The sequence below is a fragment of the Streptomyces sp. NPDC051217 genome, assembly GCF_044455465.1.
GTDB lineage: Bacteria > Actinomycetota > Actinomycetes > Streptomycetales > Streptomycetaceae > Streptomyces.
Genome location: NZ_JBITEV010000009.1, coordinates 205,461 through 230,290, shown reverse-complemented (window position 1 = coordinate 230,290; position 24,830 = coordinate 205,461). Strand labels below are relative to the sequence as shown.

The 24,830-nt window shown below is 70.6% G+C and carries 28 protein-coding genes and 4 tRNA genes; 8 read left to right on the top strand and 24 right to left on the bottom strand.

Translation table 11 applies throughout. From position 1 onward, the window contains the following. Window positions 1-67: 67 nt before the first annotated feature. Window positions 68-1,006 (top strand): CAP domain-containing protein, encoded by a 939-nt coding sequence (locus tag ACIBBB_RS21670; protein WP_398984317.1) that lies wholly within the window; start codon window positions 68-70, stop codon window positions 1,004-1,006. A gap of 132 nt (window positions 1,007-1,138) precedes the next feature. Here the strand turns inward: ACIBBB_RS21670 and mutM are convergent, their stop codons facing one another. The 10 genes from mutM to ACIBBB_RS21620 all read right to left on the bottom strand — a co-directional run bounded on the left by mutM (window position 1,139) and on the right by ACIBBB_RS21620 (window position 11,221). Continuing rightward, window positions 1,139-2,014 (bottom strand): bifunctional DNA-formamidopyrimidine glycosylase/DNA-(apurinic or apyrimidinic site) lyase, encoded by an 876-nt coding sequence (gene mutM, locus ACIBBB_RS21665; RefSeq protein ID WP_398984315.1) that lies wholly within the window; start codon window positions 2,012-2,014, stop codon window positions 1,139-1,141. A gap of 192 nt (window positions 2,015-2,206) precedes the next feature. Continuing rightward, complete coding sequence (gene rnc / locus ACIBBB_RS21660; protein WP_398984313.1) at window positions 2,207-3,061, bottom strand: ribonuclease III; 855 nt, start codon at window positions 3,059-3,061, stop codon at window positions 2,207-2,209. 19 nt (window positions 3,062-3,080) lie between these two features. Beyond that, window positions 3,081-3,254 (bottom strand): 50S ribosomal protein L32, encoded by a 174-nt coding sequence (gene rpmF, locus ACIBBB_RS21655; RefSeq protein ID WP_003965982.1) that lies wholly within the window; start codon window positions 3,252-3,254, stop codon window positions 3,081-3,083. A 2-nt stretch (window positions 3,255-3,256) separates the two neighbouring features. Then, window positions 3,257-3,865: a YceD family protein gene (locus ACIBBB_RS21650; protein WP_398984311.1), complete on the bottom strand. Its 609-nt coding sequence runs from the start codon at window positions 3,863-3,865 to the stop codon at window positions 3,257-3,259. Between the two features lie 199 nt (window positions 3,866-4,064). Continuing rightward, window positions 4,065-5,303: a cell division initiation protein gene (locus tag ACIBBB_RS21645; RefSeq protein ID WP_398984309.1), complete on the bottom strand. Its 1,239-nt coding sequence runs from the start codon at window positions 5,301-5,303 to the stop codon at window positions 4,065-4,067. A 135-nt stretch (window positions 5,304-5,438) separates the two neighbouring features. Then, window positions 5,439-5,918, bottom strand: a complete 480-nt coding sequence (coaD, locus tag ACIBBB_RS21640) for a pantetheine-phosphate adenylyltransferase (RefSeq protein ID WP_398984458.1) — start codon at window positions 5,916-5,918, stop codon at window positions 5,439-5,441. Between the two features lie 26 nt (window positions 5,919-5,944). Beyond that, window positions 5,945-6,526: a 16S rRNA (guanine(966)-N(2))-methyltransferase RsmD gene (rsmD, locus tag ACIBBB_RS21635; protein WP_398984307.1), complete on the bottom strand. Its 582-nt coding sequence runs from the start codon at window positions 6,524-6,526 to the stop codon at window positions 5,945-5,947. 159 nt (window positions 6,527-6,685) lie between these two features. Beyond that, window positions 6,686-8,881, bottom strand: coding sequence for an ATP-dependent DNA helicase RecG (gene recG, locus ACIBBB_RS21630; protein WP_398984305.1), 2,196 nt, complete (start codon window positions 8,879-8,881; stop codon window positions 6,686-6,688). Window positions 8,882-9,012: 131 nt separating this feature from the next. Beyond that, window positions 9,013-9,348, bottom strand: a complete 336-nt coding sequence (locus tag ACIBBB_RS21625) for a cupin (protein ID WP_398984303.1) — start codon at window positions 9,346-9,348, stop codon at window positions 9,013-9,015. Between the two features lie 130 nt (window positions 9,349-9,478). After that, window positions 9,479-11,221, bottom strand: a complete 1,743-nt coding sequence (locus ACIBBB_RS21620; RefSeq protein ID WP_398984301.1) for a DAK2 domain-containing protein — start codon at window positions 11,219-11,221, stop codon at window positions 9,479-9,481. 219 nt (window positions 11,222-11,440) lie between these two features. On the opposite strand from ACIBBB_RS21620, the gene rpmB reads away from it, so the two are divergent. Beyond that, on the top strand, window positions 11,441-11,626 hold the full coding sequence (gene rpmB, locus ACIBBB_RS21615) for a 50S ribosomal protein L28 (RefSeq protein WP_003957616.1): 186 nt from the start codon (window positions 11,441-11,443) through the stop codon (window positions 11,624-11,626). Between the two features lie 150 nt (window positions 11,627-11,776). Here the strand turns inward: rpmB and thiD are convergent, their stop codons facing one another. Then, window positions 11,777-12,613: a bifunctional hydroxymethylpyrimidine kinase/phosphomethylpyrimidine kinase gene (thiD, locus tag ACIBBB_RS21610; RefSeq protein WP_398984299.1), complete on the bottom strand. Its 837-nt coding sequence runs from the start codon at window positions 12,611-12,613 to the stop codon at window positions 11,777-11,779. Between the two features lie 48 nt (window positions 12,614-12,661). Then, a complete protein-coding gene (locus ACIBBB_RS21605; protein ID WP_398984297.1) occupies window positions 12,662-13,618 on the bottom strand; it encodes a thiamine-phosphate kinase in 957 nt (318 codons plus the stop codon). Between the two features lie 263 nt (window positions 13,619-13,881). On the opposite strand from ACIBBB_RS21605, the gene ACIBBB_RS21600 reads away from it, so the two are divergent. Both ACIBBB_RS21600 and ACIBBB_RS21595 read left to right on the top strand, forming a co-directional pair. Next, window positions 13,882-14,115: an Lrp/AsnC family transcriptional regulator gene (locus ACIBBB_RS21600; protein WP_398984295.1), complete on the top strand. Its 234-nt coding sequence runs from the start codon at window positions 13,882-13,884 to the stop codon at window positions 14,113-14,115. A 20-nt stretch (window positions 14,116-14,135) separates the two neighbouring features. Continuing rightward, window positions 14,136-14,621 carry a DUF3515 domain-containing protein gene (locus ACIBBB_RS21595; protein ID WP_398984292.1) on the top strand — a complete coding sequence of 162 codons (486 nt, stop codon included), beginning with the start codon at window positions 14,136-14,138 and terminating at the stop codon, window positions 14,619-14,621. A 56-nt stretch (window positions 14,622-14,677) separates the two neighbouring features. Here the strand turns inward: ACIBBB_RS21595 and ACIBBB_RS21590 are convergent, their stop codons facing one another. Genes ACIBBB_RS21590 through ACIBBB_RS21580 form a run of 3 tightly spaced genes read right to left on the bottom strand, consistent with a single transcriptional unit; the run spans window position 14,678 to window position 17,620 of the window. Then, entirely contained in the window at window positions 14,678-15,835 is a 1,158-nt protein-coding gene (locus ACIBBB_RS21590; RefSeq protein WP_398984289.1) for a D-alanine--D-alanine ligase family protein, read from the bottom strand. Between the two features lie 34 nt (window positions 15,836-15,869). Beyond that, window positions 15,870-16,871 (bottom strand): NAD(P)H-dependent glycerol-3-phosphate dehydrogenase, encoded by a 1,002-nt coding sequence (locus ACIBBB_RS21585; RefSeq protein ID WP_398984287.1) that lies wholly within the window; start codon window positions 16,869-16,871, stop codon window positions 15,870-15,872. Then, the gene (locus ACIBBB_RS21580; protein WP_398984286.1) at window positions 16,868-17,620 is read right to left on the bottom strand and encodes a lysophospholipid acyltransferase family protein; all 753 of its coding nucleotides are present in this window, start codon (window positions 17,618-17,620) and stop codon (window positions 16,868-16,870) included. Before ACIBBB_RS21580 ends, ACIBBB_RS21585 begins: the two co-directional genes overlap by 4 nt. 256 nt (window positions 17,621-17,876) lie before the next feature. Between ACIBBB_RS21580 and cofC the strand changes: the two genes are divergently transcribed. Together cofC and ACIBBB_RS21570 are read left to right on the top strand one after the other, a co-directional pair. Further along, a complete protein-coding gene (cofC, locus tag ACIBBB_RS21575; RefSeq protein ID WP_398984284.1) occupies window positions 17,877-18,563 on the top strand; it encodes a 2-phospho-L-lactate guanylyltransferase in 687 nt (228 codons plus the stop codon). Between the two features lie 17 nt (window positions 18,564-18,580). Further along, entirely contained in the window at window positions 18,581-18,781 is a 201-nt protein-coding gene (locus ACIBBB_RS21570; RefSeq protein ID WP_398984282.1) for a hypothetical protein, read from the top strand. Between the two features lie 80 nt (window positions 18,782-18,861). On the opposite strand, the gene ACIBBB_RS21565 is transcribed toward ACIBBB_RS21570, so the two are convergent. The 4 genes from ACIBBB_RS21565 to leuC form a co-directional block, all read right to left on the bottom strand. Beyond that, on the bottom strand, window positions 18,862-19,518 hold the full coding sequence (locus tag ACIBBB_RS21565) for an HU family DNA-binding protein (protein ID WP_398984280.1): 657 nt from the start codon (window positions 19,516-19,518) through the stop codon (window positions 18,862-18,864). Between the two features lie 142 nt (window positions 19,519-19,660). After that, entirely contained in the window at window positions 19,661-19,888 is a 228-nt protein-coding gene (locus tag ACIBBB_RS21560; RefSeq protein WP_023538403.1) for a hypothetical protein, read from the bottom strand. A gap of 104 nt (window positions 19,889-19,992) precedes the next feature. Then, window positions 19,993-20,601, bottom strand: coding sequence for a 3-isopropylmalate dehydratase small subunit (gene leuD, locus ACIBBB_RS21555; RefSeq protein ID WP_398984276.1), 609 nt, complete (start codon window positions 20,599-20,601; stop codon window positions 19,993-19,995). 6 nt (window positions 20,602-20,607) lie between these two features. Next, entirely contained in the window at window positions 20,608-22,032 is a 1,425-nt protein-coding gene (leuC, locus tag ACIBBB_RS21550) for a 3-isopropylmalate dehydratase large subunit (protein WP_398984274.1), read from the bottom strand. A 181-nt stretch (window positions 22,033-22,213) separates the two neighbouring features. On the opposite strand from leuC, the gene ndgR reads away from it, so the two are divergent. Further along, entirely contained in the window at window positions 22,214-22,930 is a 717-nt protein-coding gene (gene ndgR / locus ACIBBB_RS21545) for an IclR family transcriptional regulator NdgR (RefSeq protein WP_078074883.1), read from the top strand. 143 nt (window positions 22,931-23,073) lie between these two features. Here the strand turns inward: ndgR and ACIBBB_RS21540 are convergent, their stop codons facing one another. Further along, window positions 23,074-23,556 carry a DUF4188 domain-containing protein gene (locus ACIBBB_RS21540; protein ID WP_398984272.1) on the bottom strand — a complete coding sequence of 161 codons (483 nt, stop codon included), beginning with the start codon at window positions 23,554-23,556 and terminating at the stop codon, window positions 23,074-23,076. Between the two features lie 135 nt (window positions 23,557-23,691). Between ACIBBB_RS21540 and ACIBBB_RS21535 the strand changes: the two genes are divergently transcribed. Next, window positions 23,692-24,357, top strand: coding sequence for a MerR family transcriptional regulator (locus tag ACIBBB_RS21535; protein WP_398984270.1), 666 nt, complete (start codon window positions 23,692-23,694; stop codon window positions 24,355-24,357). Between the two features lie 73 nt (window positions 24,358-24,430). Here the strand turns inward: ACIBBB_RS21535 and ACIBBB_RS21530 are convergent. From ACIBBB_RS21530 to ACIBBB_RS21515, 4 genes are all read right to left on the bottom strand, one after another. Beyond that, window positions 24,431-24,503, bottom strand: a tRNA-Glu gene (locus tag ACIBBB_RS21530). 19 nt (window positions 24,504-24,522) lie between these two features. Beyond that, window positions 24,523-24,594 (bottom strand) — tRNA-Gln (locus tag ACIBBB_RS21525). A 26-nt stretch (window positions 24,595-24,620) separates the two neighbouring features. Beyond that, window positions 24,621-24,693, bottom strand: a tRNA-Glu gene (locus ACIBBB_RS21520). 61 nt (window positions 24,694-24,754) lie between these two features. Next, window positions 24,755-24,827 (bottom strand) — tRNA-Glu (locus tag ACIBBB_RS21515). Between the last annotated feature and the right edge of the window lie 3 nt (window positions 24,828-24,830).

Genomic DNA, 24,830 nt, shown 5'->3' with positions numbered 1-24,830 from the left:
GCATTGTCGTTACGAGCGGTGCGGGAGCAATCACGCGCACCTGAGTACATCGAGGAAGGCGCAGCAGATGGGACGCCATAGTCGCTCGGCCGGCGCACCCGCCGCTGAGGACCACGCGGCCGGTGCCGCGGGTCGGCACCGGGGCACGGGCCGAGGCCGGAAGAGGGGAATCGGTGCCCCCGTACGCACCGGACTGCTCGGTGCCTCCGCCGCGATGGCCATGGGCGCCGTAGCCGTGGCATCCGGGCTGCTGCCCGGCGGGGAGCAGTACACCGTCGGCGGTGGCGGTCTCCCGGGCGAGCAGGTCCGCACCGCGGGCGCGCCCGAGCTCCAGCAGCAGGGCGGCTCGACCGCCGAGCCGACCGACGGGGCCTCCACGTCGCCGAGCACCGGCGACGACGGGGCGAAGGAGCCGTCGAAGTCCGCCTCGACGACGCCGGACAAGCCGCCCGCCTCCGCGAGCCCGTCGGAGCCCGCGAAGACGTCGCAGACGCCCGAGAGCGATCCCACACGGAGCCGGAGCGAGAAGGCGAGCACCAAGCCGTCCAGCAGCGCGCCGGCCCCGGAGAAGACCAAGGACCAGGTCACCACGCCGCCGCAGAAGCCTCGGCCGTCCACCACCTCCGCCCCGTCCAGCGCCGAGGCGGAGGTCCTCGCGCTGGTCAACGAGGAGCGGGCGAAGGTCGGCTGTCAGCCGCTGCGCGCCGACAACGCCCTGAACCGTCTCGCCGATGCGTTCAGCAAGGACATGGCGAAACGCGGCTTCTTCGACCACACCGACCCCGATGGCGACACGCCCTGGGACCGCGCCGACCAGGCCGGCATAACGAACCTGGGCGGCGAGAACATCGCCCGGGGCCAAGCCGACGCCCAGGCGGTGATGGCGTCCTGGATGGCCAGTGAGGGCCACCGCGAGAACATCCTGAACTGCGACTACAAGACCATCGGCATCGGCGCGCACTTCGCCGACGGCGGCCCGTGGTGGACACAGGACTTCGGCTTCTGAGCCACCGGCGGCCGCATCCGCGCCCCCCGTGCACGCGCACGAATGGCTGAGGCCCGCGACAGTACGACGTCGCGGGCCTCAGCCATGTCACCGGACCGCGCGCCTGTACGGGGACGGTCCCTCGGGGCGGCGTTACGGCGCGAGGCGGGGCGGGCGGGTGCGGGGCGGACGTTGGCAGCGGGGGCAGAAGTAGCTCGACCGGTTCATCCAGGGGCGGCGGCGGATCAGGGTGCCGCAGCGGCGGCACGGTTCGCCCTCGCGGCCGTACACGTCCAGCGACCGGTCGAAGTAGCCCGACTCCCCGTTCACGTTGACGTAGAGGCTGTCGAAGCTGGTGCCACCGTCCGCGAGCGCGGCGATCAGCACGTCCCGTACATGGCCGAGCAGTTCGACCGCGCGGGGACGGGGCAGCGAGGCCGTCGGCCGGTCGTAGTGGAGCTTGGCGCGCCACAGCGCCTCGTCCGCGTAGATGTTGCCGACGCCGCTGATGAGGGACTGGTCGAGCAGCGCGCGCTTGATCGTCGTACGGCGCAGCCGCAGCGCGGCGTAGAAGGCGGCGCCGTCGAACTCCGGGTCGAGGGGATCGCGTGCGATGTGGGCGATGACGTCGGGCAGGCCGTCGGGGGTGTTGTCGTGCAACGAGAGTCCGCCGAAGGTGCGCTGGTCGACGAAGCGGAGCTCGGTGCCGAGGTCGTCCTCGAAGCGGATCCGGATCCGCAGGTGCTTCTCGTCCGGTGCGGACTCCGGCTGGACGAGGAGCTGACCGCTCATACCGAGGTGCCCCAGGATCGAGGAGTCCGTGTCGGCGAGCGGTAGCCAGAGGTACTTGCCACGGCGGCGGGCGACACCGAGACGGTGCCCCTTGAGGCGGGCGGCGAAGTCCTCACCGCCGGCCACGTGGCGCCGTACGGCGCGGGGGTGCAGCGCCTGTGTGTCGGCCACCGTCCTTCCCGCGACCCAGCGTTCGAGTCCGCGCCGTACGACTTCGACCTCGGGCAGCTCGGGCACGATGCTCCTTCAGGGGGACGGTGGGGGCGGTGAGTCCGGCGGCTCCGGGATCAACTGGCCGAACACGGGGCGGGAGTTGGGAACGCCGGCAAAGACGCGGACGGAAAGACGGGGCGGGCACGAGCTGCGCCCCTCGTGCCGTATCGACACAAGGGGCGCACCGGGAAGGGAACGTAACAGCTCGGCCCAGGATCAGGGTTTGGCCGCGTCCGCGGACTCCGAAGCCGTCGCCGAAGAGGTGTCGGCGGCCTCTTCAGAAACGACGTCGACATCTGCCTCCGCCGCAGTCTCGACGGCCACCTTCGCCGCCGCCCGTTCGTCCGCGTCGGCCCGGATGGACCGCCACGCGGTCTCCGCGGCCTGCTGTTCCGCTTCCTTCTTGCTGCGGCCGGTGCCGGTGCCGTACGAGACACCACCGACGCGGGCGGCAGCGGTGAAGGTCTTCTCGTGGTCCGGGCCGGTCTCCGTGACGAGATACTCGGGTACGCCGAGACTCTCCGCCGCGGTCAGTTCCTGCAGACTGGTCTTCCAGTCCAGACCGGCACCGAGGTTCGAGGACTTCTCGATGAGCGGGTCGAAGAGCCGGTGCACCAGCTCGGACGCCGCGTCGAGGCCCTGATCGAGATAGACCGCGCCGATCACCGCTTCAAGGGTGTCGGCGAGGATGGACGCCTTGTCCCTGCCTCCCGTGCCCTCTTCACCACGGCCGAGCCGGATGAAGGAGCCGAGTTCGAGGCCGCGCCCCACTTGCGCCAGCGCACGCGAATTGACCACCGCGGCCCGCAACTTGGCCAGTTGGCCTTCGGGCAGGTCGGGGTGGATGCGGTACAGCGTGTCGGTGACCACCAGTCCGAGCACCGAATCCCCGAGGAATTCGAGCCGTTCGTTGGTGGGCAGACCGCCGTTCTCGTACGCGAACGAGCGATGGGTCAGCGCACGTACCAGAAGGGCGGACTCCAGCTGATAGCCGAGCCGCCCTTCCAGAAGCGTGTGGGACGAGGCCGTGCTGACGTTGTCTGCCTTTTTGGCACTGGACAGTTCAGACATCGAGCCTCTCACCAGCCGCTCAGACCTCGAGGACCTGGCGCTTGTTATAGGTGCCGCAACTCGGGCACGCGATGTGCTGGAGCTTCGGCTCCTGGCAACGCTCACACGAAACCAGGGTGGGGACCGCAGCCTTCCACTGCGACCGGCGGTGGCGCGTGTTGCTGCGCGACATCTTCCGCTTCGGAACAGCCACGGCTACTTCTCCTGCTTCTCGTCGGCGCCCGGGTCGGCGCCGTCCATGTTGTCCTTCCCGCCGTCCTTGATGGTTTCGGCGAGTCCTTGCAGTGACGCCCACCGGATGTCGACGGCGTCGTGGTGGTGGTCCGGGTTCTCGTCCAGCCTGATTCCGCATTCGGAGCACAGGCCGGCACAGGTCTCCCGGCACACCGGCTGCATCGGCAGTGCGAGCACCACCGCATCACGCAGCACAGGTTCGAGGTCGAGCAGTCCGTCCTCGATGAAGAACCTGTCCTCGTCGTCCTCGGCGTCGTCGGCCGGTTCCGCCTGCTTGCTGCGGCCCCGGTCGTCGGCGTCAGGGTACGAGAACATCTCCTGGAAGTCCGCTGCCACATCCTGGCGCACCGGCTCCAGACACCTTACGCACTCCCCCTCGGCCGTCGCACGGGCGGTGCCCGTGACGAGCACCCCCTCCATGACCGACTCCAGTCGCATCCTGAGCTCGACCGGCGCGCCTTCCGGCACTCCGATGACGCCGTCGATGCCGAAGTCCTTGGGCGCCGCCGCGGAGCGGGTCAGCCGCTTGAGCGCGCCGGGACGCCGACCCAGCTCGTGTGTGTCGAACACGAGGGGGTTGCGGTGGTCGAGGCGGGCGTTCAGGGCTGTTCCTGCTTTCGAGTCGTGGGGTGGGCCGCCAGGTCGCTTGACGAGGGGGCGGCCGGATCGCGGACATCACGCGACCGAAGAGCCAGGATACTTGACGGGCCGCCGTAGGCCCAATCCGGTCGTACGCGGACCCCGGGGGCGTACGGGGCACCGCGCGGTCTCAGCGGCCCTGCTCGTACCGGCGCAGCTGCTCCATGTCGATCATGCTCGTGTCGAACAGGCTGGTCTCGTCGAGGGCGCCCTGGGGGTCCTGCGGCTGGTGCTGGGCCTGCTGCTGGGGCTGGGCCTGCGGCTGGTGCTGGGCCTGCTGCTGGGGCTGCTGCTGCGCCTGGGCGTCGGGGTGCTGCTGCCAGCCCTGCGCCGCCTGGTCGTAGTTCTGCCCGTAGCCCTGGCTGTAGTTCGGGTCGTAGCCCGCGGGGTCGTAGACCGGCTGCTGGGCCTGCTGGTACGCGTACGGGTCCTGCTGCTGGTAGGCGTACGCGTCCTGCTGCTGGTAGCCGCCGTAGGCCGGGTCCGCGTACTGCTGCGGGGCGGCGGCGGGGTCGGCGTACTGCTGTGCGGCCTGCGCCTGCGCCGGAACCGGGATCTGGACCGGCTGCTCCGGGATCTGGTGCGAGGGCCCCGGCTCCATCGGCTGGTGCGCGGGCGCTCCGGCCCTCTGGAGCGACTGCCCCGGCACCTCGGCGAGACCGGACAGATAGTCCGCGTCGCTGGTGTGCCCCTGGCGCCCCGCCGCGTCCTGCTCCGCCATGTGCAGGCCCAGGTCGTCGCTGGCGACCCGGCCGTGCAGCTTCTGCCGGCCCCGGCCGACCGCGTCGAGGGTCTTGGAGAGCACGGCCTCGAAGGCGCCGAGCTTGGCGTCGACGTAGTCGTCCGCGCGGCGGATCAGGGTGTCGGGGTCGGCGCTGTACTCCGGGGCGTCCTCGTCGGCGTACCCCTCCGCGTCCAGCCCCGGGCCGCGGCCGAGCAGCTTCTCGCGGCCACGGTCCACGGAGCCGATGGTCTTGTTGAGCACGACCTCGAAGTTCGCGAGCTTGGAGTCCACGTAGTCGTCGGCCTCGGCGCGGATCTCCTCCGCGTCCCGGCGGGCATCGGCGAGGATGCGGTCCGCCTCTTCCTGGGCGGTGCGGGCGATCACGGTCTCGGAGATCAGCGTGGACCGCTCCGCGTGCGCCGCCTGGACGATGCGCTCCGCGTCCTGGCGGGCCTGCTCGGAGAGCTGCTCATGGCCGCCGAGCAGTTCCTGGGCCTGCGCGAGCGAGCCGGGCAGGGCCTCCCGTACCTCGTCGAGCAGCGCGAGCAGTTCGCCGCGGTTGACCACGCAGGAGGCCGACATGGGCATGGAACGGGCGTTCCCCACCGCGTCGACGATCTCGTCGAGCTTCTTCTGCACGTCCACCGTGTGCTCGCCACTCTCTACAGCCGGGTTGGAGACGGACGCAACGACTGTACGGCCACTCGGCGCGCGCCCGACACCAGATGATGGGCCGTCAGTTCCGGACCCGGTCCGCCGCCCCGTTCCGCGCCCCGTCCCTCACTCGTTCCCCAGGCGCTCGGCCAGCGCCTCGTGCACGAGCGGAGGCAGCAGATGGGACACGTCTCCGCCCCAGGTCGCGACCTCTTTGACGAGCGAGGAGGAGAGGAAACTGTAGATGGGGTTGGTCGGCACGAAGAGGGTCTCGACGCCGGACAGGCCGTTGTTCATCTGGGCCATCTGCAACTCGTAGTCGAAGTCGCTGACCGCGCGCAGACCCTTGACGATGGCGGGGATGTCGCGCTGCTTGCAGAAGTCGACGAGGAGCCCGTGGAAGGCCTCCACCTCGACGTTGCCGAACTCGGCGGTGACCTGGCGGATCAGATCGATCCGTTCGTCGACGCTGAACAGTCCCTTCTTGGACTGGTTGATCATCACGGCCACGTGTACGACGTCGTACAGCTTGGAGGCACGGCCAATGATGTCGAGGTGACCATTGGTGATGGGGTCGAAGGACCCCGGACAGACGGCGCGGCGCAACTGAATTCCCTCGCTCTCCGGTCCGGTCATCGGGCGTCTTCGGGTGCGGCGGCGCGACCGTACCAAAGGGTTCCTTCGCCGTAGCGGCGTGCCCGCAACGGTTCGAACCCCTTCGGCCAGGTGAACTCCCCACCTCTGGTGCTGCGCTCCACGGTGGCGACGGCTTCGTCATTGAGCCAGCCCTGTGAGCGGAGTGTGAGGAGGATCTCGCGAAGATCGTCATCGGTGACGGCGTACGGCGGGTCGAGGAAGACGATGTCGTACGGGGCCTCGGGGGCCGGTCCTGTCACGATCTGCTCGGCTTTGCCCGTACGGACCTCGGCGCCCGGCAGTCCGAGCGCGCGGACGTTGTCCCGGACGGTGCGGGCCGCCCGGACGTCCGCCTCCACAAGGAGGGTGTGCGCGGCGCCGCGCGAGAGGGCTTCCAGGCCGACGGCGCCGGAGCCGGCGTACAGATCGGCGACACGGAGGCCGTCGAAGGTGCCGAGCAGCGCCTCCCAGGTGGAGAAGAGACCTTCGCGCGCTCGGTCGGAGGTGGGGCGGGTGCCGTTGCCCGGAGGGACGGCGAGACGGCGTCCGCCGGCGGCACCGGCGATCACGCGGGTCATGGGTGTCGGGTCCTCGGTTCGTGGGGTGCCGGAGCGGCCGCGGGGCCGCGCGTGCGTCGCCACCCACGATATGGCGTCGGTCCGGGAGCGGCCCGCCGGGACGGCACCGGGGCCGCGGGCAGGGGCGCCCGGGGCGCTGTGCGGGGCCCTACGGCCCGCTCAGCCCTTGTCGAGATACTGCTCCCGCTCCGTGTCCAGCAGTGCGTCCAGCGCCGTACGCAGCTCCGGGAAGGTGTCGAGCTCAGGGTCCTCGGCGACCACGGCGACAGCCTCCTCCCTGGCCGCGGCGATGACCTCCTCGTCCTCGATGACAGTGAGCATCCGCAGCGAGGAGCGGACGCCGGACTGGGCCTGGCCGAGGACATCGCCCTCGCGGCGCTGTTCGAGGTCGATACGGGAGAGCTCGAAGCCGTCGAGGGTGGAGGCGACCGCGCCGAGACGGGCCCGCGCGGGGCTCGCCTCCGGCATCTCGGAGACCAGCAGGCAGAGCCCCGGGGCTGAGCCTCGGCCCACCCGGCCGCGCAACTGGTGCAGCTGTGAGACGCCGAACCGGTCCGCGTCCATGATCACCATCGCGGTGGCGTTGGGGACATTGACGCCGACCTCGATGACGGTGGTCGCGACCAGGACGTCCACCTCGCCCGCCGTGAAGCGGCGCATCACGTCGTCCTTGTCGTCGGGCTGCATGCGGCCGTGCAGCACCTCGACACGGAGGCCGGCCAGCGGTCCGCCGGTGAGCTGCTTCGCGATGTCCAGCACGGCCAGCGGCGGACGCTTGTCCCCGTCCGCCTCGGCCGCCTTCGCCGCGGCCTTCTTCTTCGGCTCGTCCTCGCCGTCACCGATCCGGGGGCAGACGACGTACGCCTGGTGCCCCTTGCCGACCTCCTCGCGCACCCGCTCCCAGGCGCGCGCCAGGAAGTGCGGCTTGTCCTGGGCCGGGACGACGTGCGTGGCGATCGGGGAGCGCCCGGCGGGCAGTTGGTCCAGGACGGACGTCTCCAGGTCGCCGAAGACGGTCATCGCGACCGTACGGGGAATGGGCGTCGCCGTCATGACCAGCAGATGCGGCGGCTGCTTGCCCTTGGAGCGCAGCGCGTCGCGCTGCTCGACCCCGAAACGGTGCTGCTCGTCCACGACGACCAGACCAAGGTCGTAGAACTGCACTTTGTCCTCGATCAGCGCGTGCGTGCCGATCACGATCCCCGCCTCGCCGGTGGCCAGGTCCAGCAGCGCGTGCCGACGCGCCGCGGCGCCCATGGAACCGGTGAGCAGCACTACCTTGGTGGCCGTCTCCGCGCCGCCGAGCATGCCTCCTTCGGCGAGCTCTCCCATCATCTCGGTGATCGAACGGTGGTGCTGCTGGGCGAGAACCTCGGTCGGGGCGAGCATCGCCGCCTGGCCGCCAGCGTCCACCACCGTGAGCATCGCGCGCAGCGCCACCATCGTCTTGCCGGAGCCGACCTCGCCCTGAAGGAGGCGGTGCATCGGGTGCTCGGTCGCCAGGTCGTCGAAGATCTCGCGGGTGACCTTCGACTGGCCGTCGGTGAGGGTGAAGGGCAGCTTGGCGTCGAAGGCGTCGAGCAGGCCCCCGGCCACCGGTTTCCGCGCCACCGCGGGGAGACCGGCGTCCGCGTGCCGGCGCCGGGCGAGGGCGACCTGGAGCACGAACGCCTCGTCCCACTTGAGCCGGTCCCTGGCCTCGGCGACATCGGTCTTGCTGTCGGGCCGGTGGATCTTCGACAGCGCTTCGGGGAGCGTGACGAAACCGCGTCCTTCGCGGAGCGGGGGCGGCAGCGGGTCGACGGCCTCGGTGGCCCTCGGCAGCACCGCGTCGACCGCCTTGGTGATCTTCCAGGACTCCAGGCCCTTGCAGGCCGGGTAGATCGGGATCAGCTTGCCCGCGAAGTCGTCCACGGCCTCGTCGCCGGTGTCCCTGCCGAGCGGCACATACGTGGGATGGGCGAGCTGGAGCTTCCGGTTGAACATCGAGACCTTGCCCGCGAACATGCCCCGGCTGCCGGGCAGCAGGTCCTTGTGCGGCTTGTGGATTCCCCGGCCGAAGAAGACCAGTTGGAGTCGACCGCTGCCGTCGGTGAGGGTGATCTCCAGCCGCTGGCCCCGGCCGCCGTTGAACTTCAGGATGCGGGAGTCGGCGACCTGGGCGACGACCGTGACGTCCTCGTCCAGCGGGAGGTCGGCGAGGCGGGTGAGCTGGCCCCGCTCCTCGTACCGCCTCGGGTAGTGGTGCAGCAGATCACCGACCGTGTGCAGGTCGAGCTGCTCGGCCATCACCTTCGCGGTGGCGGCACCGAGCGTCTTCTTGAGTGATTCATCCAGCGCGGACACACGATCCATTGCACACCACATCACTGACATCCGTCGCGCACCTGTGGACAACCCCAGGTCGGAGGCGGGTCAGGCCGCTCAGGCCGGTTCGGCGGGTTCGGCGGGTTCGGCGGGTTCGGCAAGCGAAGGTCCGGGCCGGTTCAGCCGCTGGTCCGCCGTACCTCGGTGACGGCGGTGAGCAGGACGGCGCAGTCCTCCAGGGCCGTCAGGCCGTGGCGCTCGTGCGGGATCGGGCCCACCTGTCCGGCGATCATGTCCTGGTCGCCGGACTTCTTCGTCAGCCGTACGCGGCCGTGCAGTACTTGAAGGCTGGCCGCCGGGGGCGCGTTGTGCTCGTCGAGGGCCGAGCCGGAGGTGAGCGCGATGACCGTCTGCCGCAGTGGTCCGTCGTGCAGGAAGAGATGCGCGCTGCGGCCGTGGGCGCTGGCGCGCGCGTCGTCGAGCTGGTTGCGGGCGATCAGAGTCAGGTCGTCCATCGGTGGGCCTCTCACCTCGGGCGGTGCGCGCGTCTGTCATGAGCCGCTTACCCACCATCGTCACAGGTACCGCGCCCCGTGCAAGCCGTGGCCACGGCGGGCCGTACGCGCGTACGGTCCCGGTCCGCGCCTACTCGACGCCGATCAGCAGCGGCACCGACTGGCGGCCGCCTCGGTAGACCACCGTGTCGACAGCGAGGTGTCCGTCCCGTACGTGGCGCTCCAGGCGCTCGGCGAGGGCGTCCGGCACGTCCTCGCCGAGAACGAGGGTGACCAGTTCACCGCCCGCCGACAGCATCCGGTTCAGGACGGCCTCGGCGGTGGAGGCGAGTTCGGCGCCGATCACCGCGACGTCGCCGTCGATCAGCCCCAGCAGGTCACCGGCCTGGCAGATGCCCGCGGTGGTCCAGGACTGCCGCTCGGCGACGGCCAGTTCGGCGTAGCGGGTGGCGCCGGCCGCCGACGTCATGGCCACCACGTCCTCGTCGAAGCGGCGGTCGGGCTCGTGCACCGCGAGCGCGGCGATGCCCTGGACGGCCGCCCTGGTCGGGATGAGGGCGACCCGGATGCCTTCGGCGCGGGCCTGTTCGGCGGCAGCGGCGGCAGTGTGGCGCAGTTCCGCGTCGTTCGGCAGGATGACCACCTCGTGCGCGTGGGCACGCCGGATGGCATCGACCAGCTCACCGCTGGCGGGTGGCTCCCCGGGACGGGCGAGCACCGTCGTGGCACCGGCCTCGGCGCACAGTCCGGCCAGACCCTCGCCCGGGACCACGGCCACCACGGCGCGCTGCGCCCGCTCCCGCCGGTGGCCGGCGGCGGCGCCGAAGTGCGTGATGCGGATCCGGTACGGGCGTCCCGCCTCGACACCGGCCTCCACGGCGGCGCCCGCGTCGTCGACATGGACGTGCACGTTCCACAGCCCGTCGCCGCCGACGACGACCAGGGAGTCGCCGAGCGCGTCGAGGCGACGGCGGAGCCGGGCGACGCCCGCCTCGTCCGTCTCCAGGAGGTAGATCACCTCGAAGGCGGGGCCGACGGGGCTGTCGTCGGCGGCGCGGGAGTCCACGACGGCGGGCAGCTCGTGCGGGCGTGTGCCCGGTGCGACGAGGGACGGGGCGTCGCCGGTGACGGCCTCAACGAGTGCGGCCAGGACGGCGAGCAGGCCCCGTCCGCCGGCGTCGACGACACCGGCGCGGCCAAGGACGGCCAGCTGTCCGGGGGTGGCGTCGAGCGCCACGCGGGCCCCGTCGTACGCGGCGTGGACGGCCGCCCCGTCGCCGCAGTACGCCGCCCCGTCGTGGCCCGCACCGCCCGCACCGTCGTCCGTCGCTCGCGCCGCGGCGTCCGCCGCCGCGGACGCCACCGTGAGGATCGTGCCCTCGACCGGATGCGCGACGGCCTCGCGCGCCAGCTGCGCCGCCCTGCGCAGCGCCCTGGCCAGGTGATCCCCGCCACCTTCCACCGCCCCGCCGGCGCCGCTCACGCCCCCGTCCGCGGTCTTGTCCCGGGCCTCGCCGAGTACCTCCGCCATGCCGCGCAGCAGCTGCGCCAGGATCGTCCCGGAGTTGCCCCGGGCGCCGATCAGCGCCCCGTGCGCCATGGCTCGTACGGTGTCGGGCAGATCCGGCACGGACGTCCCCGTCGCGTGCGCGTCGAAGACGGCCTCGACGGCTTGCGCCGCGGACTCCACGGTCAGATAGAGATTGGTGCCGGTGTCCCCGTCGGCGACCGGATAGACGTTGATCGCGTCGATCTCCTCGCGGTCCCGGCCCAGGGCGTCCAGCGCCAGCGAGCACCAGGTACGCACCGCTGTGGCGTCGAGGGTGTGCGGCACCTGGGGGTCCTCCTTGGCGGCCTGGGCTGCGGACTGCACCGCAGAGTAGTCCGCCCGCACCGTAGTGGCAGGTGGGAAGGGGGGCGGGACGAGGGTGGGTCCGGACATGGTAGTTTCGTGCAACCGGAACGGGCGTTGTATGCTCCTCCGGTTGCCCGGCGAGAGTCGGGCCATCTCCCCCGGCGCAGTCGATATCGGTCAAAGATTCTGCCGCGCCGGAATTCACCGTAAGTGCATCTGAAGTCTTTGGAGTGACCCGTGGCTGCCAACTGCGACGTCTGCGGCAAGGGGCCGGGCTTCGGCAACAACATTTCGCACTCGCACCGCCGTACGTCCCGTCGCTGGAACCCGAACATCCAGCGCGTGCGTGCCGTGGTCGGTCGGACGCCGAAGCGGCTCAACGTCTGCACATCGTGCATCAAGGCCGGCAAGGTCTCGCGCTGACGTTCTCGTCGTGGCGCAGCCCCTGCGGTTGCCTTGAAAGCCGGTCCACCTCGGTGGACCGGCTTTTTGTCGTGTCCGACCGCCCCACCGTGCCCAACTGCCGCACCGTGTTCGGCCAGTTGACCCGCGGGACGAGAGCGGAACCTGCCGTCAGCGGAAGCGCCAGGCGTGGTCCACGGGGCCGATGCCACCGCCCAGCGCGAAGCCGGCGGCGATCGCGCCCGTCACGTACTCCTTCGCGGCGACGACCGCCTCCAGGACCCCCTGCCCCGTCCCCAGCCCCGCCGCGATCGCCGAGGCGAGCGTGCAGCCGGTCCCGTGCGTGTGCCGGTTGTCGTGGCGCGGCGCGCGCAGCCAGTGCTCCTCGCTGCCGTCCGTCAGCAGATCCACGGCGTCCCCCGCCAGATGCCCGCCCTTGATCAGCACCCAGCGCGGCCCGAAGGCGAGCACGGCGCCCGCCGCGCGCCGCATCTCGCTCTCGTCCCGCACCTCCACGCCGGTCAGTTGCGCCACCTCATCCAGGTTGGGGGTCGCGACGGTCGCCGTCGGCAGCAGCCTCTTCCGTACGGAGTCCAGTGCCGAGGCCGCGAGCAGCGAGTCCCCGTGCTTGGAGACCCCGACCGGATCGACGACCACGGGGGCGGTGGTGTCGGCGAGGAGTTCGGCGACGGTCTCCACCAGCGCCGCCGACGAGAGCATGCCGGTCTTGACCGCCTGCACGCCGATGTCGTCCACGACGCTGCGGTACTGGGCCCGTACCGCCTCCACGGGCAGTTCCCAAGCGCCTTGCACGCCGCGCGAGTTCTGCGCCGTGACGGCCGTGAGCACGCTCATGCCGTGCACGCCGAACGCCAGCATCGTCTTGAGGTCGGCCTGAATGCCCGCACCGCCGCCGGAGTCGGAACCGGCGACGGTGAGAACACGGGCAGGCGCACGGCCCGCCCCCGGGGGTACGGAGGACACGGCGGACTCGGGGGATATCGGCATACGCAGAATCTAGTGGGCCCGCCCCAGTCCCTGTCCGCCGGACAGGATCTAGTCCCCGAAGTGGTCCCAGCCGCCCTTGCTCGTCCACGGCGCCCCGTCGACCGTCACCTGCGGCAGCGCCGACGGGTTGAGGACCTCGCCGATCACCTTCCACCTGGCGGGCAGCTTGGCGTCCGAAGGGAACGTCGCGACGATCGCGTGGTCCTCTCCCCCGGTCAGCACCCATTGCAGCGGATCCACGCCCACCGCCTGCCCGATATCGTTCATCTGCGACGGGATGTCGATGAGCCCCGACCGCAGATCGATACGGACCTTGCTGGCCTCGGCGATGTGCCCGAGGTCGGCGACGAGGCCGTCGCTCACGTCCGTCATCGCCGTGGCACCGAGTCCCGCCGCCGCCGGCCCCGCGTGGTACGGCGGTTCGGGCCGCCGGTGCGCCTCCACGAAGGCACGCGGTGACCTGAATCCGCGCGACAGCACCGCGTGCCCGGCGGCCGACCAGCCCAACCATCCGGTGTACGCGACGACATCGCCGGGCTGGGCGCCCGACCTGGTCACCGGATCGTGGTTGCGCAGATCGCCGAGCGCGGTGATCGCGAGGGTGATCGTCTCGCCCCGTACGACGTCGCCGCCGACCACCGCGGCGCCCGCGACCTGGCACTCGTCGCGGATGCCGTCCATCAGCTCGGTGGGCCAGGTGACGGGGAGTTCGGCCGGGACGACCAGGCCGAGCAGCAGCGCGGTCGGGACCGCCCCCATCGCCGCGATGTCGGCGAGATTCTGTGCGGCGGCCTTCCTTCCCACGTCGTACGCGGTCGACCAGTCGCGGCGGAAGTGCCGCCCTTCAAGGAGGATGTCTGTACTCGCCACGACCCTGCGGTCGGGTGCGGCCACCACCGCGGCGTCGTCGCCCGGCCCGAGCCGGACCGCCGGGGTGGTGGTGAGCCGGGAAGTGAGCTCCCTGATGAGTCCGAACTCCCCCAACTCGCCCACGGTGCCCTTCACCGAGTCCCACCTCTCGTCGTGCGGCCGGCAGATCCGGCCGGCCTGCTTGTCCGGCCGGGGTTCCGGCCCCCCGCGTCGGCTGCGTGCCCGCGGTCGCGGACCGCCATCGCTCTCGGTCCGTTCGACCCGTACGTCAACTTCACCGCTCCGTGCGTCACGCCGCCGGTGCCGCCGTACGCGCAGGTCTCCCCGCGGCACTGGGTGACGCGATACCGTGGCGTCCCTTCTTCCCACAAGATCCTCGTGGCCGCCCTGGAGGTTCCGTGGTACAGGCGTACATCCTTATTCAGACCGAGGTGGGCAAGGCGACGATCGTCGCCGAGACCATCGCGAAGATCCCTGGAGTGATACATGCCGAGGACGTCACCGGTCCCTACGACGTGATCGTGCGTGCGCAGTCCGACACCGTGGACGACCTCGGTCGCATGGTGGTCGCCAAAGTCCAGCAAGTGGACGGGATCACCCGCACCCTGACCTGCCCGGTCGTGCACCTGTAGCCCCCGTCTACGCTTGGCCGGTGACCCTTCCGCTGCGCAGGCTATCCGGCCCCCGGTTCCCCCGCCTGCCCGCCGTCCTCGTGCTCGCCGTGACAGTCGGCTGCTCCTCCACGGACGCCCCGGCATCCGTCCCGGTTCCCGGCCCCCCGGCGGAGGAGACGGCTTTCTGCCGCGCACTGGACAAGGAACTGCCGAAGACCGTCGACGGGCACGACCGGAGTGATCCGGAGCCGGATTCCGCGCTGACCGCCGGGTGGGGAGACGCCGCGATCGTACTGCGCTGCGGCGTCCCCCGGCCCGAGCGGATGAGCGACCCCCAGGCGAAGGGGGTGGAGGTGGACGGCGTCAACTGGATGCTGGAGGAGCGGGATTCGGGGCCCCGGTTCACCACCACGTACCGCAAGACGTACGTCGAGGTCACCCTCGGCGAGCAGTACCTGCACGACATCGGTCCGCTCTCGGACTTCGCGGCACCGGTCGCCGACACGGTCCCGCCCAGCCTCTAGCCGCCGGGGCCCACCCGTGGCGTACGGTCCCGCGGAGCCCGAGCCGGACCGAAGCCTCAGCGCAGTCCGGTCGGACGGCGCAGCGCCGCCTGGATCAGCCGGTCGACCAGTTCCGCGTAGCCGACGCCGCTCTCCTGCCACATCCGCGGGTACATCGAGATCGGCGTGAAGCCCGGCATGGTGTTGATCTCGTTGATGACGAACCCGCCGTCCTCCGTAAGGAAGAAGTCCGCGCGGACGAGTCCCTCGCAGGACACGGCGTCGTACGCCTCGACGGCGAGGCGCTGGACCTCCGCCGTCTGCTCCTCCGTAAGAGGCGCGGGCACCAGGCCGGCGGCGGCGTCGATGTACTTGGCCTCGAAGTCGTAGAACTCGTGCGAGGTTACGGGCGGGATCTCGGCGGGCACGCTCGCGCGCGGCCCGTCCTCGAACTCCAGCACCCCGCACTCGATCTCCCGGCCCCGCAGCAGCGACTCGACCAGGATCTTCGGGTCGTGGCGCTGCGCCTCCTCGATCGCGTCCTCCAGGCTTTCGAGGGCGTCGACCTTGGTGATGCCCATGGACGACCCGGCGCGTGCGGGCTTCACGAAGACCGGCCAGCCGTGCTCGGCGGCGAAGTCCACGATCTTCTTCCGGGCGCCGGAAGGATCCTGCTGCCACTCGCGCGGGCGGATCACCTCGTACGGCCCGACGGGCAGCCCGTACGAGAGGAACACCCGCTTCATGTACTCCTTGTCCTGGCCGACGGCGGACGCCAGAACGCCCGCGCCGACATACGGGACGCCGGAGAGCTCCAACAGCCCCTGGAGGGTGCCGTCCTCGCCGTACGGGCCGTGCAGCACCGGGAAGACCACGTCGACCTCGCCCAGTGCCTTCGGCACGGATCCCTGCTCGCTGTAGACGACCTCGCGGTTGCCGGGGTCGACGGAGAGGACGACGCCGCCCTCCGTGGACTCGGCCAGTTCCTCGACGCTCGGCAGCCGGCGGTCGGCGATGGCCATGCGGTCGGGTTCGTCGGCGGTGAGCGCCCAGCGTCCGTCGGTGGTGATGCCGATCGGGAGCACGTCGTACTTCGTACGGTCGATGGACCGCAGTACGGCGCCGGCCGTGACCACCGAGATGGCGTGCTCGGAGCTCCGGCCGCCGAAGACGACCGCCACACGCGGCTTGCGGAGCTGCTGCTCAGGGCTCTGGGGGAGGTTCTCGCTGCTCATATCGCGATGAGGTTACCCGCTGACCGGCGCGGAGTCAGCGGCGTTCGGGCTTGGCGCTGCGCGCCATCAGCTCCTTCACCGCGACGAGCGGGGGCTTCCCCTCGTGGACGATGCTCACGACCGTTTCGGTGATCGGCATGTCGACATCGTGCCGCCGGGCCAGATCGAGCACCGACTGGCAGGACTTGACGCCCTCCGCGGTCTGGGTGCTCGCCGCGATCGTCTCCTCCAGCGTCATGCCGCGTCCGAGGTTGGTACCGAAGGTGTGGTTCCGGGAGAGGGGCGAGGAACACGTCGCGATCAGATCGCCCATTCCGGCGAGTCCGGAGAAAGTGTGCGGGTCGGCGCCCATCGCCAGCCCCAGGCGAGTGGTCTCGGCGAGGCCGCGCGTCATCAGCGACGCCTTGGTGTTGTCGCCGAGTCCCATGCCGTCGGCGATGCCGACGGCGAGCCCGATGACGTTCTTGACCGCCCCGCCGAGTTCACAGCCGACCACGTCGGTGTTGGTGTACGGACGGAAGTACGGCGTGTGGCAGGCCGCCTGGAGCCGGGTGGCGACGGCCTCGTCGGTGCACGCCACGACGGCGGCGGCGGGCTGCCTGGCGGCGATCTCGCCGGCGAGGTTGGGGCCGGTGAGGACGGCGACCCGGTCGGCCGGTGCCTGGGCCACTTCGCCGATCACCTCGCTCATGCGCTTGGCGGTGCCCAGTTCGACGCCCTTCATCAGGGAGACGAGAACGGTGTCCCGGGGCAGCGACGAGGCCCATGCGGCGAGATTGGCGCGCAGCGTCTGCGAGGGGATGGTGATGACGGTGAACTCGGCGTCCCTGGCGGCCTCGGCCGGGTCGGTGGTGGCCCGTACCGAGGAGGGCAGTTCGGCGCCCGGCAGATACTCCGGGTTGGAGCGGGTGTTGTTGACAGCGTCGACGACCTCGGGGCGACGGGCCCAGAGCGTCACCTCGCATCCCGCGTCGGCGAGAATCATGGCGAACGCCGTTCCCCACGATCCCGTCCCGAAGACCGCGACGCGCGTCACTGCAACCCCTCTTCCGCGGCCTTGCGCCGCTTCTCTTCCAGAACCTTGCGGTGGTCGTACGGTGCGGCGGGCACCGGCTCGCCGCGTACCTCGGCGAGCAGTTCGGTGATGGCGGCCATGATGACCTCGGTGACCTCACGGAGGATTTCGGGCGTCGGCTCCATGCCGTAGAAACGGGAGAGGTCGATCGCCGAGCCCGCCTTCACGCGCAGCGTCGGACGCGAGAGGAAGCGGGACTTCTCCACCTTGGCGTACGGCGGGACCACCAGATTGGCGCCCCACTGCGCGACGGGAATGACCGGCGCCTTCGTAAGGAGGGCGACGCGCGCCGCACCGGTCTTGCCGGTCATCGGCCACATCTGCGGGTCGCGGGTGAGGGTGCCTTCGGGATAGAAGGCGACGCATTCCCCGCGCTCGATGGCGTTCACGGCGGCCCGGAATGCGTCCAGGGCGTTGGAGCTCTCGCGATAGACGGGAATCTGTCCGGTGCCGCGGAGCATCATGCCGACGAAAGGCACGTCGAAGAGGGCTGCCTTGGCGAGCAGTCGCGGCACCCGGCCGCTGTTGTACTGGAAGTGTCCGTAGGAGAGAGGATCCAGGGCCGAGTTGTGGTTCACCACGGTGATGAATCCGTCGCGCGCCGGAATGTGTTCCATCCCCCGCCAGTCCCGCTTGAAAAGAACGATCAACGGCGGTTTCGCGATGACCGCTGCCAGGCGGTACCAGAAGCCGATTCTGGGGCGGGACACTCGGACACCTTTCTCTGTGGCCTGGCTTGGGCCGGCCCTGGCTGCCGGGGGTCGGGTGTCGCCCCGGGTCTCTGCCCTGTCGTGAACACCGTACGCCCCGGTCCGCGGACCGGATCTGCGGGCTCCGTTCCCCATTTCGGCGGCACGGTGGGCCCTCCACCGCGCCGTGCGGCGCGATCGGGCCACAATAGAGGGCCGAACGCGTAAGGACGGAGAGCTCGCCACGAACACCGACCCGACGGCCGCCTGGTCCCTGGTGGTCCCACTGAAGCCGCTCGTGGTGGCCAAGAGCAGGCTCGCCGTGTCGACGGGCGATCTGCTGCGGCCCCAGTTGGCGCTGGCGTTCGCCCAGGACACCGTCGCCGCCGCGCTCGCCTGCCCCGTCGTACGCGACGTGGTGGTTGTCACCGACGATCCGCTGGCCGCGGCCGAACTGACGGCCCTGGGCGCGCGCGCCGTCCCCGACAGTCCGGCGGCCGGGCTCAACGCGGCCTTGGCGCACGGCGCGCGGGCGGTCAGGGCGGACAGGCCACGGGCGGCCGTCGCGGCTCTCAACGCCGATCTGCCGGCGCTGCGGCCGGCCGAACTGGCGAGGGTACTCACCGCCGCCGGGGATTTTCCGCGCGCATTTCTCGCGGACGCCGCCGAAATCGGCACGACTTTGCTGGCCGCATGTGCCGGGTCGGAATTGAATCCGGCATTCGGCGGGGCTTCGCGGCACCGGCATTTGTCCACGGGCGCCATGGAAATTGTCCTGGCCGGTGTGGATTCCGTACGGCGGGATGTCGATACCGGAGAGGATCTGCTGGCCGCCGCCGCGCTGGGGCTGGGCCCGTACACGGCGCGGCACCACGCGGCCCCCGCCCCGGCGGCGGGCGGCGCGGCGGGCGATGTCCGCGGCCCGGTCCGCGACCCCGTCTGCGGGGCGCGGCCGGGGTGCTGACCGATACGCTGGCGGGCATGCAGGCGACCGCGTACACCTTCGAATCCGAGACCCGCAGCGGCAGTGTGCTGCTCGACGACGGGACCCCGGTGGAATTCGACACCGCGGCGTTCGACGCGGGCGGCCTGCGGCTGCTGCGGCCGGGCCAGCGGGTCCGTATCGAACGCGAGGGCGGGAACAGCGGGAACATCACCCTGGTGACGCTCCAGACGTTCTGAGCGCCGCCACAACGCCGCGGGCCGGGCTCCCCGAGGGGAGCCCGGCCCGGCGCGTGAGTGGCCCTACGACCTTGTGCCGCTTACTTGTTCCTCGCGGTGGTCTTCTTGGCGGTGGTCGTGCGCGAGGCCACCTTTCGGGCGGGCGCCTTCTTGGCGGTCGCCTTCTTGGCCGGCGCGGTCTTCTTCGCCGTGGCCTTCTTGGCCGTGCTCGTCTTCTTGGCGGTCGACTTCTTGGCCGCCGCGGTCTTCTTCGTCGCCGTCTTCTTGGCGGCCGAGGTCTTCTTGGCCGCCCTCTTGGCGGTACCCCCGACCGCGGTCTTCCTGGCGGCGGCCTTCTTCGCCGTCGCCTTCTTGGCGGTGGCCTTCTTGGCCGCGGCCTTGGCGGTCGTACGGGTGGAAGAACCGCCCGAGAGGCTGCCCTTGGGGGCCTTCTTGACCGCCACGTCGTTCTTGGGGAGCTTCTTGGAGCCGCTCACCAGGTCCTTGAAGCCCTGTCCCGCGCGGAAACGCGGCACCGACGTCTTCTTGACCCGGACCCGCTCACCCGTCTGCGGGTTACGCGCGTAACGGGCCGGGCGGTCGACCTTCTCGAACGAACCGAAGCCGGTGACGGAGACCCTCTCACCCGCGACGACGGCGCGGACAACAGCGTCCAGTACCGCGTCGACCGCGTCGGCCGCCTGCTGGCGACCGCCGACCTTGTCCGCAATTGCTTCTACGAGCTGCGCCTTGTTCACGTCTTCCCCTTCGGAGACATTGCCAGAACGAAAGTGTTCAAGCTTTTCCGCACGTTAGGCAGATATATACCGCAAATCAAACACGAAACGGGCTAATCACCCTAGTGCCGCAACGAAGTCGACCCCGCGGAGTTCCGCGGCTTCAGTCGCCTTCCGGGAATCGACCCTCGTCGAGGTCCTTCATCAAACGGTCCAGACGACGTGCCGCGTCTAAGAGATCGTGTTTGGCCGCGGCCGTGATGACCAGCAGCTTCCGGGTCAGCGCCATCCGTACGCCCTCCGGGACTTGCAGTGCGCGCACCCTTGTGTGCGCTTCCTTGAGTCGGTCCGCGACCACTCCGTAAAGCTCGAGTTGACTGTCGCGTTCCATGCACCGATTGTGCCATCTGGGGCGAGTTGTCGCCCGACGGGGTCTCAACAAGGCACTGCGCCCCCTACCCGGAGGCAGGGGGCGCAAGCAGGTAAAAGCGCTGATCAGACGGCAATTGTGCGCGGTTTGAAGGACGGTCGGGAGGCCTCGTACGTAACGATGTCCGCTTCGTTCTTCAGGGTGAGACCGATGTCGTCGAGACCGTTCAGCAGGCGCCAGCGGGCATTCTCGTCCAGCTCGAAATCGGCTGTCACCGTGGCGCCGTCGGGGCCCTCGGCGCGTACCTGACGCGCTTCGAGGTCCACCGTCACCGTCGCGGTCGGGTGCGCCTCGGTCAGTTCCCAGAGGTGGTCGACGACGCGCTGCTCCAGAACGACTGTCAGCAGGCCGTTCTTGAGGGAGTTGCCGCGGAAGATGTCGGCGAACCGGGAGGAGATGACGGCGCGGAAACCGAAGTTCTGCAGCGCCCACACGGCGTGTTCGCGTGAGGAGCCGGTGCCGAAGTCGGGGCCGGCGACCAGCACCGAGGCGCCCTGCCGCTCGGGCTGGTTGAGAACGAAGGCCGGGTCCTTGCGCCATGCCTCGAAGAGTCCGTCCTCGAAGCCGTCACGCGTGACCTTCTTCAGCCAGTGCGCCGGAATGATCTGGTCGGTGTCGACGTTGCCGCGGCGCAGCGGGACGGCCCGGCCGGTGTGTGTGGTGAAAGCTTCCATGACCGCTCAGGCCTCCACGGGGGTGCGGGTGTCGGACAGGTCGGCGGGCGAGGCGAGGTGGCCCAGGACGGCGGTGGCCGCGGCCACCTGCGGCGAGACGAGATGGGTCCGGCCGCCCTTGCCCTGCCTGCCCTCGAAGTTGCGGTTCGAGGTCGACGCGGAACGCTCGCCGGGCGCGAGTTGGTCGGGGTTCATGCCCAGACACATCGAACAGCCCGCGTGCCGCCACTCGGCGCCCGCGCCGGTGAAGACCTTGTCCAGGCCCTCGGAGACCGCCTGGAGCGCGACCCGTACGGAGCCGGGGACCACCAGCATCCGTACGCCGTCGGCGACTTTGCGGCCGTCCAGGATCGAGGCCGCCGAGCGCAGGTCCTCGATGCGGCCGTTGGTACAGGAACCTACGAAGACGGTGTCCACCTTGATGTCCCGCAGCGCCTGGCCCGCGGTCAACCCCATGTACTCCAGGGCCTTTTCGGCGGCGAGCCGCTCCGAAGCGTCCTCGTACGAAGCGGGGTCGGGGACGTGCGTCGACAGCGGCGCGCCCTGGCCGGGGTTGGTGCCCCAGGTGACGAACGGGGCCAGTTCGGTGGCGTCGATGAAGACCTCGGCGTCGAAGACGGCGTCGTCGTCGGTGCGCAGCGTCCGCCAGTACTCGACGGCGGCGTCCCAGTCGGCCCCGTCGGGGGCGTGGTCGCGGCCCCGGAGGTAGTCGAAGGTGATCTGGTCCGGGGCGATCATGCCCGCCCTGGCGCCGGCCTCGATCGACATGTTGCAGATGGTCATGCGGGCTTCCATCGAGAGCTTCTCGATGGCGGAGCCGCGGTATTCGAGAACGTAACCCTGGCCGCCGCCGGTGCCGATCCGGGCGATGACGGCGAGGATCAGGTCCTTGGCCGTGACGTCGGCGGGCAGTTCGCCCTCGACGGTGATGGCCATGGTGCGGGGGCGGGCCAGCGGCAGCGTCTGGGTGGCCAGGACGTGCTCGACCTGGCTGGTGCCGATGCCGAAGGCGAGCGCGCCGAAGGCGCCGTGGGTGGAGGTGTGGCTGTCGCCGCACACGACGGTGGTGCCGGGCTGGGTCAGTCCCAGCTGCGGGCCCACGACATGGACGACACCCTGCTCGACGTCGCCCAGCGGGTGCAGCCGTACACCGAAGTCGGCGCAGTTCTTGCGCAGCGTCTCCAGCTGGATACGGGAAACCGGGTCGGCGATCGGCTTGTCGATGTCGATCGTCGGGGTGTTGTGGTCCTCGGTCGCGATGGTGAGGTCGAGCCGCCGCACCTGTCGGCCGTTCTGGCGCAGGCCGTCGAAGGCCTGCGGGCTGGTGACCTCGTGCAGCAGGTGCAGATCGATGAAGAGAAGGTCGGGCTCGCCCTCGGCGCGCCGGACGACATGGTCGTCCCAGACCTTCTCCGCGAGTGTCCTACCCATCGCTTTCCCTTCGGCCGGCGGCGCCGCCGGCAGTCCTGGAGATATGTGGGCCCACGCCGGTGTCCCCCCGTGCCCGCGTCGGCCGCGGACCCGGTTCGTGTGAGGGCCCGTGCGTACAGGTTGGCAAGTTCCCCGGAAAATTGAACTTGCGTTTCACAGAGTGAGACGTGAGTATCGTTGCATGGACAACTCTAGCGGCGTCGGCGTTCTCGACAAGGCGGCTCTGGTACTGAGCGCTCTGGAGTCCGGCCCGGCCACCCTCGCCGGGCTGGTCGCTGCGACCGGGCTCGCACGGCCCACGGCCCACCGGCTGGCCGTGGCCCTGGAACACCACCGGATGGTGGCGAGGGACATGCAGGGCCGGTTCATCCTGGGCCCGCGCCTCGCCGAGCTGGCGGCGGCGGCCGGCGAGGACCGCCTGCTGGCGACGGCCGGACCGGTGCTCACACATCTGCGGGACGTGACGGGGGAGAGCGCGCAGCTCTACCGGCGCCAGGGCGACATGCGGATCTGTGTGGCCGCCGCCGAGCGCCTGTCCGGACTTCGGGACACGGTGCCGGTCGGCTCCACGCTCACGATGAAGGCGGGCTCGTCCGCGCAGATCCTGATGGCCTGGGAGGAGCCGGAGCGGCTGCACCGCGGCCTTCAGGGGGCGCGGTTCACGGCGACCGCGCTCTCAGGCGTACGTCGGCGGGGCTGGGCCCAGTCGATCGGTGAGCGCGAGCCGGGCGTCGCCTCGGTCTCGGCGCCGGTGCGCGGGCCGTCGAACCGGGTCGTCGCGGCGGTCTCGGTGTCCGGTCCGATCGAGCGGTTGAGCCGGCACCCGGGGCGGATGCACGCCCAGGCGATCATCGACGCGGCCGGGCGGCTGTCGGAGGCGCTGCGGCGTACCAGCTGATCGACCGCGCGCGGGCGCCGTGGCGGTGGCCGGCTCCGGCCCGTGCCCGCGCCGCGGACTCCCCAACTCCGGCCCCGTGTTCGGGGAGTTGGCGGAGCTGGAGAGTTCACGGCGTCGATGCTCACGCACCGAGGCGGTGATGCTCACGCACCGAGGCGGTCGGCCGCCCGTTCCCCGCGGCGGCCCACCGGGACGACCTCCGTGGCCGCGCCGAGGCCGAACGCCGGCATGTTGATGTAGACGCTCTCGTACGAGCCCGCCGGGACGACATACGTCTCGTGCCAGAAGCCCACCTTGCCCTTGCCGGCGCGCAGCCGCCGGTTGAACTCCGCCCAGGCGGGGCGGTGCTGCCCGTCCCGCGCGGAGGCGTAGGCGAACAGCTTCTCCTTCGAGTCCCAGTACTGGACGACGTACAGCACCCGGGGGAAGCCCAGCAGCGACTGGAAGCCGATCAGCCCGCTGCCCTTGTCCCGCGACAGCTCCTTGAGCATCTTCGGCATGGCCGTGAACACCGGCCACCAGCTGCGCAGGGCACGGAAGTTGTTGACGCGCATCCCGATGAGGAAGACGACGACGTCGCCCTTCGCGTCCGCGGTCATCCGGCCGTCGATCAGTTCTGTACGCATGACGATCCCCCTTTGATTCCGGTTGCTACCGGCTGGTTCCGGCCGCGCGGCGGCGGCCTACGGACGGCCTCTCATTGGAGAGTGCCACTATCCATGATTAGATAGTTACACTCCCCAACGGAAGGTGCAAGCGGTATGCGCATGGCGGAGCTGAGCGAGCGCAGTGGGGTCCCCACCGCCACGATCAAGTACTACCTGCGGGAGGGGCTGCTCAGACCTGGCCACCGGGTCACCGCCACGCAGTCCGCGTACGACGACGAGCACCTGCGGCGGCTACGACTCGTCCGCGCGCTGATCCAGGTGGGCCGGATGCCGGTCGCAACCGCGCGCGAGGTCCTCACAGCCATCGAGGACGAGTCCATCGACCACCACACGCGCCTGGGCTCCGCGATCCGGGCGCTGCCCAACGACGGGGCGCTGGACGCCGCCTTCGACGCCGGCGAACTGGACGAGGAGACGGAGTCCGCGCGGCGCCGGGCGGACGAGCTGTTCGAGGAGCTGGGGTGGACGCACGCACTGGCGGCGGGCGCCGCGGAGTCCGCGTACCGCGTCCTGGTCGGCGCGATCGCCGGGCTGTCCAGGACCGGCTACCCGTGCGAGCCGGCGGACCTGCTGCCGTACGGGCGGCTCGCGGACCAACTCGGCGTCACCGACATCGACATGGTGGAGCGGTACGGGGACCCGTACGAGCAGGTGGAGGCGGCGGTGGCGCTCACCGTGCTGTACGAGCCGGTGCTGCTCAGCCTGCGCCGGCTGGCGGAGGCTGAGGAGTCCAACCGGCGCTTCAGCTCCCGGAATTGAGCGACTCGCACGGGAACGCGGGGCGGAGACAGCGAAAAGGCCCTCCGCTGTCGCGGAGGGCCTCGTCGTCACGTACCCCCGACCGGATTCGAACCGGCGCTACCGCCTTGAGAGGGCGGCGTGCTAGGCCGCTACACAACGGGGGCCAGCAGGTGAAGCGTTGAGCTGGGCTACCAGGACTCGAACCTAGAACAACGGAACCAGAAACCGTCGTGTTGCCAATTACACCATAGCCCAAGGGTGGTTCAGCCTTGCGTTCTGCGTACCCCCGACCGGATTCGAACCGGCGCTACCGCCTTGAGAGGGCGGCGTGCTAGGCCGCTACACAACGGGGGCCCTAGCGATCCTGCATCGACGTGTCCGGGTGCGACCCGAAGAAATCGGAGAGAAGGATCTGTACCCCCGACCGGATTCGAACCGGCGCTACCGCCTTGAGAGGGCGGCGTGCTAGGCCGCTACACAACGGGGGCGTT